General features: G+C 63.5%; 18 protein-coding genes and 1 tRNA gene. 4 read left to right on the top strand and 15 right to left on the bottom strand.

Annotated elements, in window-relative coordinates; all coding sequences use genetic code 11:
• The first annotated feature begins 43 nt into the window (after positions 1-43).
• On the top strand, positions 44-760 hold the full coding sequence (locus NEI07_RS14795) for an HD domain-containing protein (RefSeq protein ID WP_256035573.1): 717 nt from the start codon (positions 44-46) through the stop codon (positions 758-760).
• On the opposite strand, the gene NEI07_RS14790 is transcribed toward NEI07_RS14795, so the two are convergent.
• The 10 genes from NEI07_RS14790 to NEI07_RS14745 all read right to left on the bottom strand — a co-directional run bounded on the left by NEI07_RS14790 (position 761) and on the right by NEI07_RS14745 (position 11,746).
• Entirely contained in the window at positions 761-2,356 is a 1,596-nt protein-coding gene (locus tag NEI07_RS14790) for a L,D-transpeptidase family protein (protein WP_256035572.1), read from the bottom strand.
• Between the two features lie 20 nt (positions 2,357-2,376).
• Positions 2,377-2,715 (bottom strand): hypothetical protein, encoded by a 339-nt coding sequence (locus tag NEI07_RS14785; protein WP_256035571.1) that lies wholly within the window; start codon positions 2,713-2,715, stop codon positions 2,377-2,379.
• A gap of 150 nt (positions 2,716-2,865) precedes the next feature.
• Positions 2,866-3,600: a DUF2076 domain-containing protein gene (locus NEI07_RS14780; protein WP_256035570.1), complete on the bottom strand. Its 735-nt coding sequence runs from the start codon at positions 3,598-3,600 to the stop codon at positions 2,866-2,868.
• Positions 3,601-3,749: 149 nt separating this feature from the next.
• The gene (locus tag NEI07_RS14775; protein WP_256035569.1) at positions 3,750-5,735 is read right to left on the bottom strand and encodes a hypothetical protein; all 1,986 of its coding nucleotides are present in this window, start codon (positions 5,733-5,735) and stop codon (positions 3,750-3,752) included.
• Positions 5,736-5,966: 231 nt separating this feature from the next.
• Positions 5,967-6,995 carry a 2Fe-2S iron-sulfur cluster-binding protein gene (locus NEI07_RS14770; RefSeq protein WP_256035568.1) on the bottom strand — a complete coding sequence of 343 codons (1,029 nt, stop codon included), beginning with the start codon at positions 6,993-6,995 and terminating at the stop codon, positions 5,967-5,969.
• A gap of 55 nt (positions 6,996-7,050) precedes the next feature.
• Positions 7,051-8,715, bottom strand: coding sequence for a hydroxylamine reductase (gene hcp / locus NEI07_RS14765; RefSeq protein WP_256035567.1), 1,665 nt, complete (start codon positions 8,713-8,715; stop codon positions 7,051-7,053).
• A gap of 106 nt (positions 8,716-8,821) precedes the next feature.
• Positions 8,822-9,253 carry an Rrf2 family transcriptional regulator gene (locus NEI07_RS14760; RefSeq protein WP_256035566.1) on the bottom strand — a complete coding sequence of 144 codons (432 nt, stop codon included), beginning with the start codon at positions 9,251-9,253 and terminating at the stop codon, positions 8,822-8,824.
• A gap of 379 nt (positions 9,254-9,632) precedes the next feature.
• Positions 9,633-10,763 carry a glutamate 5-kinase gene (proB, locus tag NEI07_RS14755; RefSeq protein WP_256035565.1) on the bottom strand — a complete coding sequence of 377 codons (1,131 nt, stop codon included), beginning with the start codon at positions 10,761-10,763 and terminating at the stop codon, positions 9,633-9,635.
• Positions 10,764-10,859: 96 nt separating this feature from the next.
• The gene (locus NEI07_RS14750) at positions 10,860-11,429 is read right to left on the bottom strand and encodes a DUF2585 domain-containing protein (RefSeq protein WP_256035564.1); all 570 of its coding nucleotides are present in this window, start codon (positions 11,427-11,429) and stop codon (positions 10,860-10,862) included.
• 38 nt (positions 11,430-11,467) lie between these two features.
• Positions 11,468-11,746, bottom strand: a complete 279-nt coding sequence (locus NEI07_RS14745) for a hypothetical protein (protein WP_256035563.1) — start codon at positions 11,744-11,746, stop codon at positions 11,468-11,470.
• 307 nt (positions 11,747-12,053) lie between these two features.
• Here NEI07_RS14745 and NEI07_RS14740 point away from each other — a divergent pair, with 307 nt between their 5' ends.
• Both NEI07_RS14740 and NEI07_RS14735 read left to right on the top strand, forming a co-directional pair.
• Positions 12,054-12,458, top strand: a complete 405-nt coding sequence (locus NEI07_RS14740; protein WP_256035562.1) for a BLUF domain-containing protein — start codon at positions 12,054-12,056, stop codon at positions 12,456-12,458.
• Positions 12,459-12,519: 61 nt separating this feature from the next.
• Entirely contained in the window at positions 12,520-12,768 is a 249-nt protein-coding gene (locus NEI07_RS14735; protein ID WP_256035561.1) for a hypothetical protein, read from the top strand.
• A gap of 82 nt (positions 12,769-12,850) precedes the next feature.
• Here the strand turns inward: NEI07_RS14735 and NEI07_RS14730 are convergent, their stop codons facing one another.
• The 3 genes from NEI07_RS14730 to NEI07_RS14720 form a co-directional block, all read right to left on the bottom strand.
• The gene (locus NEI07_RS14730) at positions 12,851-14,182 is read right to left on the bottom strand and encodes a nicotinate phosphoribosyltransferase (protein WP_256035560.1); all 1,332 of its coding nucleotides are present in this window, start codon (positions 14,180-14,182) and stop codon (positions 12,851-12,853) included.
• Positions 14,183-14,310: 128 nt separating this feature from the next.
• Positions 14,311-14,883 (bottom strand): isochorismatase family protein, encoded by a 573-nt coding sequence (locus tag NEI07_RS14725; RefSeq protein WP_256035557.1) that lies wholly within the window; start codon positions 14,881-14,883, stop codon positions 14,311-14,313.
• 177 nt (positions 14,884-15,060) lie between these two features.
• Positions 15,061-15,303: a hypothetical protein gene (locus NEI07_RS14720; RefSeq protein WP_256035555.1), complete on the bottom strand. Its 243-nt coding sequence runs from the start codon at positions 15,301-15,303 to the stop codon at positions 15,061-15,063.
• Positions 15,304-15,597: 294 nt separating this feature from the next.
• Here NEI07_RS14720 and NEI07_RS14715 point away from each other — a divergent pair, with 294 nt between their 5' ends.
• Positions 15,598-15,777, top strand: coding sequence for a hypothetical protein (locus tag NEI07_RS14715; RefSeq protein ID WP_256035553.1), 180 nt, complete (start codon positions 15,598-15,600; stop codon positions 15,775-15,777).
• 720 nt (positions 15,778-16,497) lie between these two features.
• Here NEI07_RS14715 and NEI07_RS14710 read toward each other — a convergent pair.
• A tRNA-Trp gene (locus NEI07_RS14710) sits at positions 16,498-16,573 on the bottom strand.
• A 76-nt stretch (positions 16,574-16,649) separates the two neighbouring features.
• A complete protein-coding gene (pal, locus tag NEI07_RS14705; protein WP_256035551.1) occupies positions 16,650-17,186 on the bottom strand; it encodes a peptidoglycan-associated lipoprotein Pal in 537 nt (178 codons plus the stop codon).
• Between the last annotated feature and the right edge of the window lie 160 nt (positions 17,187-17,346).

Genomic DNA, 17,346 nt, shown 5'->3' with positions numbered 1-17,346 from the left:
CGTCCGAGCGCGACTGCTGCCCAGCCGTGTAGTCGCACGCCTTATGGGTTTCTCTTATGATCGCTACTCGCGCATGATCTCAAATCCGGTGCAGAAATATTGGGCCCTGATCGCAGGGCGTCACGACGCGGATGCTTTTTCGGTCATCGACGCCGCCTATCGCGAACCGCAACGCGGGTATCATGATTGGGGTCATATCGTCGATTTGCTGACGAAGCTCGACTCCTTGAAGGCGCTCGCCATCCGGCCCGATCTGATCGCCGCCGCCATCTTCTGGCATGACGCTGTCTATGTGACTCGCGACGCCGACGGTCTGCTTCGTCCCGACGCTGAAAATGTTCGCGCGAGCGCGACGCTCTTCGAACGTCACTCGAAATTCGACAAAACAGATGCGCAGGCCATCCATGATCTGATCATGGCGACCGCGAATCACCTCAATGCGCGCGCTCCAGCTGAGCATTATCCCGGCTTTTCGCGTGATCTGGACCTCTTCCTCGATCTCGATCTTTCCTCGCTCGGCGCGTCCTGGCCCGAGTTCGAGGAAAATCTGGCGCGGCTTCGTTTCGAATACGCCTGGGTGCCCGAGCCGCTCTTTTGCCTTGGGCGGCTCCAGATGATCGACACATTCGCCGCGCATGGGGATGCCCTCTACCGACGCGACGAGACGCGAAAACTCTGGTCCGCACGGGCGCATCAAAATCTCGCGCGCGCGCAAGAGCAATTGCGCCGGCAGGTGGCGCGCCTCGCCTCATCGGCGTAGCTACAAAGCGAGCGCCGAACGCACCTTCGCCGAATAGCCGTAGATGTCGTCGTAAAGCTTCAGCGCGCCGTCGTCGTTGACGACGGCCGTGAAATATTCGATGTGCACCGGAATGGGCTTCGCGAGATTGATGCGGCGCTCCTTCTTGCCGATCAGAGCTTTCAGACGCTTTTCGTCATAGCCGGGACGCGCGATGACCTCTTCCGCGAGCTTGAACGGATCTTGGACACGTACGCATCCGTGACTGTATGCGCGCTTGGCGCGGGCGAAGAGTTTCTTCTGCGGCGTGTCGTGCATGTAGATCAAGAGATCGTTCGGAAATACGAATTTCAGTCGGCCAAGCGCATTCTTCTCGCCGGGCTCCTGCTGAACGATCGCACGGCCATTTCGAAAGGTTACCTTATATCCGCGCGTGCGAAGCTTGGAGAGCTTGCCGCCGGTTTTGGGCTCCAGCTCCTTCTCGATGATCGATTCCGGAACGGTCCATGTCGGATTGATGATGATATATGGCATCACGTCGGAAAACACCGGCGTTGGCGACGTCTTCTTGCCCACGACAACGCGCCCGCGAAACACAATTTGATTGTCGCGCGTGAATGTCGTTTCGAACTGCGGAATATTGACTTCAAGGCGCGTCGCGCCCATTTCGCGCGGCTCCCAGCGCCACCGCTCCATATTGGCGATGATCTCCGCCTCGACGCGCTTCGCCTTGGCTTCGGGCAGCAACGCAAAATTGGTGATGGGCCGCGCATCCGACTCGTGAGCCCTCGCGGCCTCGCGGCGCGGATGGCCGCGCGCAGCGCGCAGTTCGGCGAGTTTCTCGCGCAAGGCGGCATAGCCGGGGTGCGGCGGATTGAAGGCGGCAAGCCGCGCGCCGGCCTCGTCTCCAGCCTCGGCGATCGCGTCAAGCGCTTGCGCCGGCTTTACCACCGATGGCCGCTCCTCGATGTCAGGTGAAATCGTTGCGGGATTGACCCGGGCGCCGCTCGCTTGCGCCGCATAATCGGCGACGGCCTCCGATAGCGCCAGTTCGCCCTCGGCGCTCCAGGACGACTGTTGGGGAGGCGCGTTTACGCGCAGGCCGTCGCGGCCGGCGTCGCGCAGTGTGTTCAGCGCGCTTTTCGCCGATTTGGCAAAGCCCTCCGCATCGCGCCAGATCGGCGCATAATCGCGCTTCTTGTAATAAGCGGCGATGTCCGAACGCTGGACGCTTCGGCCGACGTCGGGCTCCTCGTTCGACCAGTCGCGCAGCGCGCGCGCGAGGCTTTCGCGCGCATCGGTCGCTTGCCGCTCATCGACTCTTTGCTGTTCATCGACGCCTTGCGGCGCGTCGGCTTCCTGCTGCTTTTCGAGCCCCTTGTCGAGCTCTTGGCGCTCATCGGTCTGGTGTCGCTCTTCGGCTTCCCGCGGCGCGTCGACCGTCGGCCGGTCGGAGGTCTCGCGCTCTAGCGCCGGCCTCGCCTCGCGCTCCGTGGCGGCCGGCGGATCGGGCGCGTCGTTTGGCGTGTTCGACATTTGCGCCACGGCCGGGGCGGCGAGCAGTGCGCCAGCGATGACGAAAGGAGCAGCCTGGGGGAGGAGCGAAACGCGAAACATGCTCGAACTCCTGTGAGCCTCTACAAGGCCTTGCGGCAAACGAAACGGATCGTCTGTCCGCGCACGCCATAGCCCTCGTCCGTCTCGACGGTGACGCCATGGCAATTCTGCGTAGGATCTGACTGCGCGACGGCGGTCGACTCCTGCCAGTCGATGGGGAGGATGAAGGGTTTCACCGACGAGGCGTCGGCGGCGACTTGAGCAGGCTGCGAGTCCGGCGCCTTGACGAGGAGCGCCTTGGCGGCCGCGAAGCTGACATTGGCGGCGAGGATCGCGAAGGCGATCTTCATGGCCAGCGCGATGCGGATCGGTCGCGAAGCGAAGCTGGTCTTGGTCGTGCGGTTCGTTGTGTTGCTCATAGAACGGTTCATGGCGAGTTCCCCGTGGTCCGTCCGCTCAATCAGCGGATGATCGGACCCTAGAACGCCCCATGGGGAGTCGCGGTGCGCTGGCGCACAGGGCGCCAGATACAAGAACTCCCGGCCTTGTGGGCCGGGAGCCAAACTTCATCAGACGTCAAAGCCGCCGTCGCCGCCGCTGTCGAAGCCGCCGCCGTCATCGAAGCCGGGGTCGGCGCTATAGTCGGCGTCCTCCACCCCGCCTGCATTGTCGTAGCCGGAGTCGTAACCGGCCTCTGTGGCGCCCGACTGGTCGCCGTAATAGTTGTTGATCACCGTATCGCCGCCGGTTGGCGTAAAGCCGGAGCCGATGCCGAGATTCGCCATGCCGCCATAGCCGGCGCCATGCGAGAACAGGTTGCGGATGCCGTCGGCGAGCAGCACGCCGCCCGCGACGCCCGCGGCGGTGCCGAGCGCGCCCTTCAGAAATCCGCCGGTTTCAGGCGCAGGCGGCTGCTGCTGGCCCCAACCCTGCGGCGCGTAGCCGCCGGCCACGGGATTCATGCCGCCCTGCTGCGCGCCCCAAGGTCCGCTCGGTCGAGTCTGCTGGGGAGGAGGCGGCGACGCCGAACGGGGACCGCCTCCGAACAGGCCGCCAAGGAAACTGCCAGCGGGCTTCGACTCAAGCTCTTGGACGCGGGCTTCAAGCTCCTCAATGCGCGCATTGGCGCCCTGCAGCGCCTGATCCTGCACGATCACGGTCTGCGCCAGGAGATAGGGCGCGGCCGGCTGGGCCTTGATCTGCTCGCTGATGAAAGCCTCCGCCTCCTTGTCGCGCGGCGTCGAGGCGGCGCTCTTGGTGCGCTCGAACAAACCAGCGATGAGTTGGCGTTCTTCCGGTGACATAGGGTTTCTCCATAATGGCCGCCCTGGAAGGCGCGGCGCAGCAAGATATGGCCCCGCCGCAAAACGCCGCCAAGCCCCAAGCGCAAACGCGGCCGATTAAACTTTCGAAATCTGGCGGCAACGCGGAGAACGCGCCGAAATCTTCCGCCCTAAGCGTGCGGCCAGTGGCGTTCCCGGAACCAGCTGCGATAGTCCGTCATCTTCGCGCGCTGGGCGGCCGGCGCGCGCCGCGTGCACGTCGCCGCCTCAGGGCTTCCCTCCGACGCGCCCCAGCGCAGTTCGACGCAGTCATTGGGATTGTAGCCCATCTCAAGGTCCGCCGCGCGGTCCATCACGTCTTTGAGCGAGAGCGTCCAGGCGGAGCCGTCGCTGCGGGTGTATGAAAATGTGCGGGCCGCGAGTTCGCTCGCCAGCGCGCTTTGCAGTTGGGCCTGAACCCCCGGCGCACCTCTGCCAAACGGCATGGCGTAGCGATCGCTGCGTCGAGCGACACGATCGGGAAATCCGCGCACCACATCGATCGCGATCAGCAGGCGGAGATCGCGCGCCGGCGTCGAGAAATCCTCCCACGCGCCGGAGGTCGCGAAGATCGCGGGACCGTCCGGCATCGATGCCTCGCCGCGCCCGCCGCTCTGGAATTTTCGACCGTTTTCGACCGCCGTCGCGCGCGTCTTCACCTGCTCTTCAAGCGCGGTGATGGCCGCCATCATCGCGCGCGTCGGATCGAGCGGCTCAGGCGACATCACCTCATCCATGCGATCGTAGAAATCCTCTGCGCCGAGCTGAGATTGCTCCAGCGAGAAATCGCCATAATCCGGGTTCTTGGCGATCTCGGCATTGGTGAGCGCCCGCAGCGCGCCGTTCTCCCGCACGATCGGCCGGAAGCGCTTGAAGCCGGGGCTGCCGAGCGAAGGTCCGTTCGCGAATAGGAAATTGCCACGCCAGAACCGCTTGCGCGTGACGGTGCCGTCCGGCTCGGCGTCGACGGCGAGAAACACGCCCGCGGCGTCCGCCGTCTGCGGGACGCGCTGCACCAGCATCATGACGTGCCCGTACGGATCAGCGTAGGCGGTTCCGGGACGCAGGGTCTCCTGTGTCAGCGGGATCGTGTAAAAATCGGACTTGTCGCTGTTTGCCGGCGCGCGCACCGAACCGGAATGAACGACGTCGCCCACGGCCCTAAAATATCCGGCGACGCCCGCCGGCCGTTTCGGCGCAGGCGGTTTCGCGGGAGCCGCCGCGGGGGCGGCCGGCGCTCCGGCCTGGACTTGCTGCGGCTGTGAAAACAGTTGCTGCAAGAGATTCGTAGGCGCCGCTGCGGGCGTAGGGGCCGGCGTCGCCGCGGCGGACGCTATGGCCTGCTCCGGCGGCGGCGCCGGTCGGGTCAGTTGGGGATGCAGAATATCGAATCGCTCATTGCATCGCGGCGGCGCGCCGCCGGCCCCGCGCGAGCAATTCGAATAGGCGAAGGGCAGCCCCATCTTGAAGGCGAAATAGGCGCGCAGAAAATAGACGAAATCGGCGCAGTCGGGCTTCAGCGAGAGGGTAAGGCTGTCCTCGCCCGTTCCGAGATGATTGAACAGCACATTGCGCGACGGATTGCGCAGCACCTCATGCCACGTCTTCCATGACTGCTCCGCTTCGAGCGGCGCGTCAAAAAGCTTGGCGACCCACGCCGAGTACAGATTTTCAGTTGAACGGTCCCAACTGTTATGTAGGCGCCAGACGCTGCCTTCCGCCGTGTGTGCGGTCGACGGCTTGCGCGCGCTAACGTCGATGTCCGTGCCGCAGGTAAACGAAGAAGTGTCAAGCGTGGCGCGCCATGCGCCGGCGGCTGGCGACGCGACTTCGGCGAACCAGACATAGGGCGGACCGCCCCGCTGCATGTGCGATTTGGCCGCGATCCTTCCGTCAGGCGCAACCAGCGAAAGCTCGCCTTGGAGCGGCTTTTCCGTGGCGACGAGGATGCGCAAGGGCGCGCCCGTCCACGGCGCCGCCGGCGAGGGCAAAACCGCGACCTCAGCCGACGCCTCGCAGGGCGAATCTTGAGCCTGGGCGTTGGCGAAGGAAAAAAGGAAGGCAAAAAAGGCGCTTGCGACAGTCAAGGATGCAGCGAATCGGCGCGCTGGAAACATTTGTGACCCTCTCTTGGACCGCCCTCGATTTGTTTCTTCGTCAAAGGCTGGTTCGCAGGACATGGAGTCGGCGGCAATCCGGCTGGGGACGTGGGGCGCGACTTTCGCACAGGCGCCGGCCCATTGTTTGAAAGAAATGGGTCAAAATGGCGACATCCCCCGCCACGCTTCATGCGGTCGAGCGGCCGACGCGGAGAGCACAAGCCCGGCCATGACGCGGGAGGCGCCTGCTCACGCCGCCGTGAACTTCTCGCTGAAGATGCGATCATGCGGCACGCCGGCGGATTGGCCGGCCTCTTCGGCCGCGGCGATGAGCGCTGGGGGGCCGCAGACGTAAATGTCGGGCCGCTCGGTCGCGCTCGACAGCGCCTGCGCCAGCGCTTCGACCGGCGTGCCGACGAACCCGCGCCAGTCCTGTTCCGGCTTCCACACGCAGAGCGTCACGACGAGCTGCGGCAATGCCGCCTTGAGCTCCTCGATGACGTCGAGCGCGAAAAGCTCGTCGACTTTGTTGACCCCGAAGAACAACCGGCAGGGGCGCTGATCGGCGAATTCGGCCATTTGCCGCAGCATCGAGAGCGCCGGCGCGAGTCCCGTGCCGCCGACGACGAACCAGCGCGGCGCGGGGCTCGCCTCGTCGAGCGTGAATTGCCCCTGCGGACCGCGGACAAGCAGCCTGTCGCCGACGGCGGCGCGATCACGAAGATAATTCGAAAAGGCGCCGTGCGGCTGAAGGCGAATGAACAGCTCGAGCGTTCCGTCCCAGTTGGGCGCATTGGCGAGCGAATAGGAGCGCTTCGCCGAGCCGTCGGGAAGCGTGAGTTCGATGAATTGTCCGGCGGTGAACTGCGCCGCGCGCCCGAACGTCGGATCGTCTTCATATTGAAGCTGCAGGCGCACCGCGCCCGAGCCAGCTGGTTCGATCGCAACAAGCGTCGCCCGTCGCTCGGGAACAGGCGCAAAACCAACCGCCGCCTCGTCGAAGGGCGCGCGCAATGTGAGATCGCTGCGCGCCTGCGCTCGGCACAGCAATATGTCGCCGGCCATGCGCTCATCCTCGCTAAGCGCCGCGCTGCTGTAGGACATGAGTTCGACCTCTCCGCTTGCGCGAGCGACGCGGCATGCGCCGCAGCCGCCCTCCCGGCAGGAGGAGGGAAGATAAATGCTCGCGCGTTCGGCGGCGTCCAGTAGCGTGTCGGATGGTTCGGCGTCGAAGGCGATCGTCGCGCCGTCGCGCGTGAGAAGGCTGACCTTGTACATGGCGGATTCCGGCGAAGGGGCGGACGCCCGAAGTCGGGCGTCCGCTGCATGATGGCTAGGCGGCGCGGGCGAGCGACGCTGCGATGTCGGCCTTGGCGTTGCCGATCGGCTGGACGCCGAACTTCTCGACCAGCACGTCAACGAGCGCCGGCGTGAGAAAGGCCGGCAGCGTCGGGCCGATGCGCACATTGCGCACGCCAAGCGCGAGCAGCGTCAGAAGAACCGCCGCCGCCTTCTGCTCGAACCAGGAAACGATGAGCGACAGCGGCAGTTCGTTGACGCCGACGCCGAAGGCTTCCGCCAGTTTCGTCGCGACGACGAGCGCCGAATAGGCGTCGTTGCACTGGCCCATGTCGAGGAGGCGCGGCAGCCCGCCGATCGTGCCGAAATCATGCTTGTTGAAGCGATATTTGCCACAGCCGAGCGTCAGGATCACCGTATCCTTCGGCGCTTCGTCGGCGAAATCGCTGTAGTAGTTGCGGCCCGTCGCGGCGCCGTCGCAACCGCCGACGAGGAAGAAGTGGCGGATGGCGCCGCTCTTCACGGCCTCGATCACCTTGTCCGCGACGCCAAGCACGGCCTCACGCCCGAAGCCGATGGTGATGGTCTGCTCCGGCGCATCTTCAGCAAAGCCGGGCAGGGCCTGCGCCGCCTGCGCGACAATCGCGAAATTCTCATCGGCGATGTGGCGCACGCCCGCCCAGCCGACCGGCCCCGCCGTGAAGATGCGTCCGCGATAACGCGGCTGCGGCTCGATGAGGCAATTCGAGGTCATGACGATCGGGCCGGGGAATTCGGCGAATTCCTTTTGCTGATCCTGCCAGGCGCCGCCGTAATTGCCGGCGAGATGCGGATAGGCCTTGAGCTTGGGATAGGAATGCGCCGGCAGCATTTCGCCATGCGTATAGACGTTGATCCCCTTGTCCTTCGTCGCTTCGAGGATGGCGTGCAGATCCTTCAGATCATGGCCGGAGACGAGGATCGCTTTTCCCTTGATAGGCGTCACGCGCACGCTTGTCGGCGACGGCGCGCCGAAGGCGCCGGTGTTCGCCGCGTCGAGCGCTTCCATGGCGAGAAAATTGGCGCCGCCGAGCGCCAGCGCCTCGTCGAGCAGCGTCGCGACGTCGCGCTCCTCGCGCGCCAGCATATCGAGCGCATGTTCGACCGCCTCATAAATCGCGTCGCGCTCTTCGCCCAGAACGCGCGCGTGATGCGCATAGGCGCAAACGCCTTTGAGGCCATAGAGAATGAGCGCGCGGGCGCCGACCGCGTCCTCGCCGAGGATCGCCGCGTCCTTGCGCACCGCCGCCTCCGACGCCTGCGCGGAAAGTCCGGCCATGTTGTCCGCTGGCGTGAAAGCGGCGGGGCCGGCGAGAGTTTGGGGTATCTTGGCCGCGGCGCGCGCGGCGTTTTCGTAAAGCGCCTTGGCGCGGTCGCGGATTTGCGAGGCCTCACGGATCAGCTCGACGAATTTCGCCGCGTTGAAATTGACATTGGTGAGGGTCGTAAAGAAGGCGAAGAGTATGAAGCGGTCGGCTTCGATGTCCGTCGCGCCAAGCTGGCGCGCGCGATGCAAATATTGGCCGACGCCCTCGCAGACATAGAGCAAAATGTCCTGCAGATCGGCGGTCGTCGCGTCCTTGCCGCACATGCCTTTCGCGCCCGCGCAACCGGCGCCTTCGTCAGATCGGTAGGTCTGCTCGCATTGATAACAGAACATGTCGCTCCCTCCTGGCTTCCTTATTAGGTATTTAGAATGCGTATTAAAAAGGACGGAAGTCAAGCCGTGAGGCGCGCAATGCGCCGCGACGTTTCGCGGCGTATGTTCAGGCGGAGAGATCGGCGAGGGGAAAGGCGGCGGTTTTTTCGAGGCAGTCGTGCAGGGTGTAGCGATCGAGTTCGCGCATAAATCCCTGTTCGGCGCGCGCCAGCATGCCCTTCAGGCGGCAGCGCGGCAAAAGCGCGCAGTTGCTGCCTTGCGCGCTGAAACATTCGACCAGCGGCTGATCGTCAAGCCTGCGGACCACCTCGCCGATTCGAATGTCGCGCGGATCGCGCGCCAGTCGAACGCCGCCTTGCGCGCCGCGGATGCCCTCGACATATCCGGCCGCGGCGAGCTCCTGCAGCACTTTCGCCATATGGTGGCGCGAAACGTCGAAATGATCGGCGATCGCCGCCGCGCTCATCACCTGCGGATTGCGGTCGGCGAGGAGGATCAGGGCGCGCAGGCCAAAGTCGGTGAAGGTCGTGAGGCGCATGCAAAATACCTAACACGGTATTCGAAGTTCGGAAATATCTTCAGCCGTCATGCCCGCGCTTGTCGCGGGCATCCACACGGCGCCGCTACATGCGCCTTGCAGCATTTGCGCAACGTCCCGGCGTCGATGGCCGGGACAAGCCCGGCCATGACGTGCGCGGATTGTTTGCGCTAATGAGAACCGGTCCCCTCATCCTTCGAGACGCGCGCTGCGCGCGCTCCTCTGGATGAGGGGCCTTGGATCGCGCACACTTCATGCAGCGCGATTAGCTGCTGCGCAGTGCGATTAGCTGCGCTGCTCCAAGCAGTCCTCATCCTGAGGAGCGCCTGTAAGGCGCGTCTCGAAGGACGAGGACGGCGAAGCGTCGCGTCTACACGCCTCACCCCCCGCCGAGCGCCATGTCATCGCGATGAATAATCTCGTCGGGGCCTTTGAAGCCGAGTAGCGCCTCAATGTCCTTCGTCGAGCGCCCCACGATCTTCGCCGCGTCGGACGCGTCATAGGTCACGAGGCCGCGGCCGATCTCGCCGCCCTTGGCGTTGCGGATGACGATGCAGTCGCCGCGCGCGAAGCCGCCCTCGATCCGCGTCACGCCCGCCGGCAGCAGGCTCCTGCCTGAGCGCAGCGCCTTCGCCGCGCCGTCGTCGATATGCACGGCGCCCTTCGGCTCCAGCGAGCCGGCAATCCATTTCTTGCGCGCCGTCACCGGATTGGACGGCGTCAGAAACCAGGTGCAGCGCCCGCCAGCCCCGATGCGCGAAATCGGCGCCTCTTCGCGACCGTCGGCGATCACCATATGCGCGCCGCCGGTCGTGGCGATTTTCGCCGCCTCGATCTTGGTGCGCATGCCGCCGCGTGAATATTGCGAGGCGGCGCCCCCCGCCATGGCTTCGATCTCCGCCGTGACGCGCGGCACGATCGCGATGTGCTTGGCGTCCGGATTGGAGTCGGGCGGGGCGCTGTAGAGCCCCTCGACGTCGGAAAGTAGGATCAACAGATCGGCGCTCGCCATGGTGGCGACGCGGGCGGCGAGGCGATCATTGTCGCCATAGCGGATTTCCGCCGTGGCGACCGTGTCGTTCTCGTTGATCACCGGCACGGCTCGCAGCGACAAAAGCCGCGTCAGGCATTCGCGCGCGTAGAGGTAGCGGCGGCGCTCCTCCGTGTCGCCGAGCGTGACCAGCACCTGTCCGGCGACGAGGCCCCGATCATGCAGCGTCTCGGCCCAGAGACGCGCCAGGGCGATCTGGCCGACGGCGGCGGCCGCCTGGCTGTCTTCGAGCTTCAGCGCGCCGCGCGGAAAGCCGAGCACGCTCCGTCCCAGCGCTACGGCGCCGGACGACACGACCAGCACATCAGCGCCGGCGCGATGCAACTCCGCGATGTCGTCGGCGAGGCGCTTCAGCCAAGCGCGTTTCGCCGACGCCTTGTTGGGGTCGACGATGAGCGAGGAGCCGACCTTCACGACGATGCGTTTGAAGTCGGCGAGGACGGGAGCGCGCTTGGTCATGCGAGCGGGGCGAAATGTCCGAGGGGTAGGCGTTTGCGAGCGCGGCTTAGGGAACGCTTGAGTTAGCCCAGCCCGCCAACGACCGCAAATCGGCGCCTATGGCGCGCCCTTTTGCCAGCGGCGGATGAAATCGAACGGATGGATGAAACTGAGCACATTGAGCGTGAAATTGTCTCGAATGTTCAGCGCGACCCCGACTTCAAGAAGCACGGATATTGCGATAACGCCCAATACCGGGAGCCGCCACGCAAGAACGAAGCCCAACGCCATCGCCAGCGTATCGGCAAGCGAATTGACGATGCTGTCGCCTGCGTAGTCCTGCGCCGGCGGCTGCTTGCGATAGAGGCGGATGGCGAAGGGCGTGTTTTCGAGGATCTCCCATCCCACTTCAACCGCCAGCACGATCAGGAAGCGCTGCGCGACCGACAGTTCCGGCGCCGCGAGCCAGACCAGGAAATAGAACAGCACGCCGTGGATGATATGCGTGAAGCTGTACCAGTCCGTGAGATGCTGGGAGAGGCAGGGAGAGGAGGCGTCGCCCTCCCACAGCTTGAATGGGCCATGAGAACAGAGAAACGGCTGTCCGAGCGCCCATAGCGCGCCGGCCTGAATGACGAGCGCGGCGATCGCCGCCGCCGCGACATCAAACGCCGTCGTTGCGCTCATCATCATGTCTTCTCAACTGGAAGACCGGACGATGGAAACTAGTCTCCTAATCCGACGACCTCGGCGTCTGGGGTCTTCTTGCCGCCGGCCACAATCGAGAACTCCTCCAGTTCCTCCGTCCAGTATTCGAATTGCCGGCGGCCGTAGTCGACCATGGCTTCGGCGACGTCGTGCGGCGATCTCGCCGCCCATACATCTTGCCCGAATTGCAGCGCCGAGCGCGTGTTGATCAGGCCGAAGTCCATGACTCTCGATGCGCAGTCCTGACAGGTCTTGAGCGAGCTGAGGAGGAGCGGGGAGAGGTCTGGCGAGATCATCTTATTCCTCTGAAGTTGCCGGCCTGTGAGCGCCCGTCGCCAAAATATGGAGGGAGACGCGGCCGCGCCGGCGCCTCCCTCGCCACTGAAAAGTGATCCAATATGCCCTCTAGATAGCGTCCGCTTGATACGAACCTATGACCGACGCGACGGATTCTTGCGCGGGGTCTTGAGTTAGGTCAAGCATATGAAACTATTGCACAATTTTTGTTTTGGCTCTATCCCTATTTCAGCTTGTGGCGATTGACGGGCGACTCGAGAGGCGGAATTCTCGCGGTTTGATGGCGGCTGCGTTCGGAGGCTGTTGATGCACCGGCTTGTCTATTTCAGTAACGCAAATCTTGATCTGAACCTCTCCGCGATCGAGGGAATGGTCGAGATGTCCGCTGAGCGAAATCGTTCGCGTCACATCAGCGGGGCGCTCCTCTATAATGGGCTGAATTTTTTGCAAATTTTGGAAGGTCCGCGGCAAGCGCTGACGCCGCTCTATTTGCAGATCCGGACGGACTCCCGGCACTCCGGCGTGGTCAAGCTCGTTCACGAAAGCATTCCGATGCGCAGTTTCCCCGATTGGGGCATGAAGCTCGTGTGCGGCGCGCCGGAATACACGGCCGCCACGCGAGAAGCGGCGCCGCGCGACGGCGGTCTTTCCGCGATGGTTGACGGTTTTTTCAGATTTGGCCAGGCGGCGACATTCGCTGAGCTTAGGTGAGCGCAATTCTTGCTTGGGTAGATCGCGGACATCGGGCGCTGTCCGCCCTTCGGAGCTACTAATGTTAGGAATTGCCAAGAAAATCGGCTCGTCTGGGAGCGAGACCAAGGTGGCCGCAAGGGGCCGCGACGGCCGGCTTTTATCCGGCTATTTGGTCAATCTGCATCGTGGCGCGGCGCCGGTGAGAGAACTGATGCTCGCCGACATCGAAAGGTTCCAGTCGCTCGGCGCGACAGGATATGCCGACGATTTGCGTGTCGCGCTGAAGCAGTTCACGTCCGAATTCATCGATCGGAAGGACCGGCGCTAGGCGCCGCTTGCGCCGAAGTTCTGTCTGCGCAGAGGAATTCGCCCCGCGGCCGAGCGATCGGCCGCGCCAATTTGCCCAACCGTCAGTCGATCAACCGCGCGCGAGTCTCGCGCTCATAGCTGGCGAGCGCGTCGCTAATCGCCACGTCATAGCGCGCCTCAGGCGATTGAAGCATTCGCAGATGCGGCGGCAGCGCGGCGAGCTGCTCTTTCGCGTAATTGCGAATTTGCGAAATGTCGCATGTTTGCCCCGCGACCCGGCGACCTGAAAGCATGAACGGCTGCAGCAATGGGACGCCCGGCAGAGTTTCGCCCTCTCGGGCGATGACGTCCCTCACTGCAACTCCGTCTCTGAACTCTCGAAATACCTGCTTGCGGCCCGGCAACGATTGCTTGCCCGCCGACAGTTTCATGCGTCCCTTGCCGGCGTATTCGGTCAGCTTATAGGCGATGTCGAGGGCTGGCGCGTCGCTCGACACCGCCATATCCGTCCCGACGCCAAAGACATCGATGGGCGCGCCGCGCGACGTCAGCGCGTCGATCTTGGTTTCTTCAAGGCCGCCGCTGGCGACGATCTGCACGTCGGTCAAGCCAGCTTCATCGAGGATGCGGCGCGTCTGTCGCGACAGCATATCGAGATCGCCGGAGTCGAGACGCACCGCGCGGACTTTGAAGTTCGTCCCGAGCGCCTTCGCGAGCGCGACGACATTCTTGATGCCTTCGATCGCGTCATAGGTATCGACGAGCAAAGTCGTTTCAGGAAAGACTTCGCTGAAAGACTGAAAGGCGTCCATCTCGGAGGCGCAGGCTTCGACAAAGCTGTGCGCCATCGTTCCGGCGACGGGCAATCCATAGGCGCGCCCGGCCGCGACATTGGAGGTCGATTCGACTCCGGCGATGTAGAATGCGCGCGCGCCTTTTATCGCCGCATCCACGCCTTGCGCGCGTCTTGCGCCGAAATCGACGACGCTGGCGCCGCGCGCCGCGGCGACGACGCGCGCCGCTTTCGACGCCAGTATCGTTTGCAGTCCGATCTGATTGAGAACGAGCGTTTCGATGAGCTGCGCTTCGGCGATGGGCGCAACCACTTCCAGGATCGGTTCGTTCTGAAAGAACGGCGTGCCCTCACGTATCGCATGGATGTCGCCGGAGAATCGGAAATCCGAGAGCCAGTCGAGGAACGGCTGTGAAGAGATTTTGAGCGAGCCCAGATAGTCAATGTGCTGCGGCTCGAATCGCAGATGCTCGATCTCATGGAGAAGATCGTTCAAGCCTGCGGCGATCAGAAAATTGCGATGGGGCGGCATAGTGCGCACGAAAAGGCTGAACGTCGCTTTCGCGTTCATGCCCAGTTCGAAATAGGCGCGCAGCATCGTGAATTCGTAGAGATCCGCGAAGAGCGCGCTGCTGGACACGACTGCTGTTTCCTTTGCCGCAATGGGTCAAGGCTGAAGGCGCTCGCGCCGTCGGGACCATAGCCATGGCTTTTGGGCCGGACAATGTTAGGGCGCGCGCTGCGTCACGCGTCTTGTGAGAGCGCCGCTCAGTTGTCTTCGATGAAGACGCCCGCCTTCCACATCGTTTCGACGGCGTGTCTTGCGCCTTCTGGCGTAATGGCGCGCGCGCCGGAAAGCCGCACATGCGTTTCAAATCCTTCCGAGACGGCGTCCAGAGCCGTTTCGAGCACGCAGACGTCGAGCGCCAGTCCGACGATCAAGACGCGACGCACGCCGAGCTGGCGCAGCCGCTCCGCCAGCCCCGTTCCATTGAGCGCCGAAAGCTGGTCGCGTTCGAGCGATTCTCCTTTGCTGACGATGATGACGCACTCAGGCAGGCGAAGTTCCGGATGGAACTGCGCGCCGGCGCTGCCCTGAACGCAGTGCGCAGGCCATGGTCCGCCACAGTCACGAAAGCTCGCATGGCCGGTTGGATGCCAGTCTCGCGACGCGACGATGGGAACGCCGGCGGCCACGGCTTCCTCGATCAGTTCATTGACCACAGAGACGATCTTATCGGCCCCGGAAACCTCCAAGGCGCCGCCGGCGCAGAAATCGCGCTGCACGTCGAGGACGATGAGCGCGTCGCCAGGCGTCAGCCGCATCGCTTCGCTGGCCATGATGTCGCTCCGCGAGAGACGGCGCGCTCGCCCCGCCTTATCGAATGTGTGAGCTGGGCGCGTTCCGTTGGGACGATCCTAGCTGCGGGTGCGGCCCAGCGCGAGCGCCGAAGCGGGCTCAGAGATTTCCAAAGTAATCGATGGATGAGCCGCTAAGCGCCGCAATGAGCGAGTTCGCTAGGGCCGCCGAGTTTTTGGGTTGGAGGGAATTCGACCGTTACTGCGCGTCGGGCTCCCGCCGGCGCGCCCCCAATCCAACTCGGCCATCACATCCACGATCTTCTTGGGCAGCGGCTCCGTTAGGATTTTGTCGAACTTGGATCTCAGATGCTCGCCGATCGACTCCATTGCGGCGTCTCGCCGCGCTCCCATCTTGCCGGCGGCCGCGTTTCGCCAATCGCCCGGCGCTCTGTCCGGCATGACGCATTCTCCTTGAAGGAAGTGAAACCGCGTCACATTTGTATTGTTCCCCTACAAAGTATTTTAAAAATAAATCCTTAGCATGGCCAAAGCAGCGGATCCGATGCAACGGCGCAGCCTGCCGCGCGACGTCTTCGCTCTATATCAAGAGGCTCGGCGCTCACTGAACTGCGCGCGGATCGATTACCGCGAGGGGGCGGCCCGCGTCGAAAAGGCGCGGGCCGTTCCCTCCTTAAGGCGGAACCGTAAGCACGCTTCAGGAATTATAGGTCCTGAAAGAGGAGGAGCTGAATCGTGTCGCCGACCAACAAAAACCACAAGCAATCTATGCTCGAAAATCCGATGGTCACGACGATCGCTGACTATTTGCGCGCCATGTTATCAGGCGTCGTCGCTGAGCCTCTGCCTGCTGCAATGGACAGGCTGTTGCAACGAATTGAGCAGCGCGTGCGATCGCAGGAAATCGGGGCTTGACGAAGGACGAAGCCGCCCAAATTTATCGGTTAGACGACCTTCCTACGTCCCTCTTCTCCGGCCTCGCTGGCGGCCTTGCTTTTGACCGAGAGCAGGGCCGCTTTTCGTTTGAAGGCGTCGGTCATGGCAGCCTGCGTCGGTTAGTTCGCCGTTGCCGTTGATGGCTCTAAAGTCTAGCGACGCGTAAAAGCGCGACGGGCGGCTCGCGTGATGCGTTACGCCGCTGCGATCTTCTCAGTCAAACTTGCGTCGTCATCGCCGATCTCGAACTTATTTACGCGCGGCATTCCGAGCCCTTCAAATTAAGCCCGAGCGCCATAGTTCTCCATCAGAAGAATAGGGAGGACGCTATGCGCAAAACTAAAACTATAAAGCTTGGCGCAACTCTAGCAGCTGCAATGTTGTGGGTGTCGTTCGCGCACGCCGGCACATTTCACCATGGCCGGTATTTGCCAGACTATGGAGGGCACGGCCGCCACCAGCACAGGGATTGGAGCGATCGCTATGGTTACGGTGGTGGCGGACACGTTCACGGTCCTTGTTGGGTGTGGGATCAAGGCCATTGGGTGTGGAATTGCCGGTAAGGCCTAGCCGCTCGCACGAAGAGACGCCCGCCATATATGGCGGGCGTTTGCATCCGGGCCGCGGCTAAAATTGGCGGGACGGTGAGTATTGCGCGAGACGCTCTCCAATAAGCGCCCCAACGTCTTTTGATTTTAATGGCAGGAGTGGCCGGGATCGAACCGACAACCCCCGGTTTTGGAGACCGGTGCTCTACCAGTTGAGCTACACTCCTGCGGGCGCCCAAAAAGGCGCGCGCCTTCATTGCCGCAACGACGCCCCGGACGCAAGGGGCGCGGCGGGCTTCCTGATCAGGAATTGCCGCCGGAAAGCACCGTGACGGCGCGACGGTTCTGCGACCAGCAGGAGATGTCGTCGCAGACGGCGACAGGACGCTCCTTGCCGTAGCTCACCGTGCGGATGCGCGACCCGGGGATCCCGCGCGCGATAAGGTAATTCTTGGCCACTTCGGCGCGTCGCGCGCCGAGCGCGAAATTATATTCGCGGGTGCCGCGTTCGTCGGCGTGGCCTTCCATTGTGAAGCTATAGCGTGAGTACCGGTTGAGCCATTCGGCCTGCTTATCGAGCGTGGCCTGCGCGGTGGGCGTCAGATCGGTGGAGTCGGTTTCGAAGAAGATGCGATCTCCGACATTGACCACGAAATCCTGATGGCTTCCGGGACTGGCGACGCCGCCGGCGCCGCCGCCGCGTCCATAGCGTCCGCCCGCCAGATCATTCGCGGCTTCGTCCGCGGTGTTCTTGGCGCAGGCCGAGAGCGCCAGGACCGCCATGACCGCCGTCAGCGCGACGACGAATTTGGCGCCGCAGGCGCGTTGCGAAAGCAGCATGAAGAACTCCTGTTACGACGACGGACTGGGCGATAGTCCTAGGCTCCCAGGGTTAAGCGAAGGTTCCGTCAACCTTGATCGCAGGTATCCTGGGTCTGTTGCATTTGAGCAAATTCGTCCCTTCGTTAATAACAGGTTAACTGGTTAACAGAAGCTTAAC

The organism is Methylocystis suflitae (assembly GCF_024448135.1).
GTDB classification, from domain to species: Bacteria; Pseudomonadota; Alphaproteobacteria; order Rhizobiales; family Beijerinckiaceae; genus Methylocystis; species Methylocystis suflitae.
Note: the sequence above shows the minus strand (reverse complement) of the source record. Positions and strands in the feature narration are given on the sequence as shown.

Coding starts and splice junctions, on each gene's coding strand:
- NEI07_RS14795 (WP_256035573.1), top strand. CDS start 44: ATGGGTTTCTCTTATGATCGCTACTCGCGCATGATCTCAAATCCGGTG.
- NEI07_RS14790 (WP_256035572.1), bottom strand. CDS start 2,356: ATGTTTCGCGTTTCGCTCCTCCCCCAGGCTGCTCCTTTCGTCATCGCT.
- NEI07_RS14785 (WP_256035571.1), bottom strand. CDS start 2,715: ATGAGCAACACAACGAACCGCACGACCAAGACCAGCTTCGCTTCGCGA.
- NEI07_RS14780 (WP_256035570.1), bottom strand. CDS start 3,600: ATGTCACCGGAAGAACGCCAACTCATCGCTGGTTTGTTCGAGCGCACC.
- NEI07_RS14775 (WP_256035569.1), bottom strand. CDS start 5,735: ATGTTTCCAGCGCGCCGATTCGCTGCATCCTTGACTGTCGCAAGCGCC.
- NEI07_RS14770 (WP_256035568.1), bottom strand. CDS start 6,995: ATGTACAAGGTCAGCCTTCTCACGCGCGACGGCGCGACGATCGCCTTC.
- hcp (WP_256035567.1), bottom strand. CDS start 8,715: ATGTTCTGTTATCAATGCGAGCAGACCTACCGATCTGACGAAGGCGCC.
- NEI07_RS14760 (WP_256035566.1), bottom strand. CDS start 9,253: ATGCGCCTCACGACCTTCACCGACTTTGGCCTGCGCGCCCTGATCCTC.
- proB (WP_256035565.1), bottom strand. CDS start 10,763: ATGACCAAGCGCGCTCCCGTCCTCGCCGACTTCAAACGCATCGTCGTG.
- NEI07_RS14750 (WP_256035564.1), bottom strand. CDS start 11,429: ATGAGCGCAACGACGGCGTTTGATGTCGCGGCGGCGGCGATCGCCGCG.
- NEI07_RS14745 (WP_256035563.1), bottom strand. CDS start 11,746: ATGATCTCGCCAGACCTCTCCCCGCTCCTCCTCAGCTCGCTCAAGACC.
- NEI07_RS14740 (WP_256035562.1), top strand. CDS start 12,054: ATGCACCGGCTTGTCTATTTCAGTAACGCAAATCTTGATCTGAACCTC.
- NEI07_RS14735 (WP_256035561.1), top strand. CDS start 12,520: ATGTTAGGAATTGCCAAGAAAATCGGCTCGTCTGGGAGCGAGACCAAG.
- NEI07_RS14725 (WP_256035557.1), bottom strand. CDS start 14,883: ATGGCCAGCGAAGCGATGCGGCTGACGCCTGGCGACGCGCTCATCGTC.
- NEI07_RS14720 (WP_256035555.1), bottom strand. CDS start 15,303: ATGCCGGACAGAGCGCCGGGCGATTGGCGAAACGCGGCCGCCGGCAAG.
- pal (WP_256035551.1), bottom strand. CDS start 17,186: ATGCTGCTTTCGCAACGCGCCTGCGGCGCCAAATTCGTCGTCGCGCTG.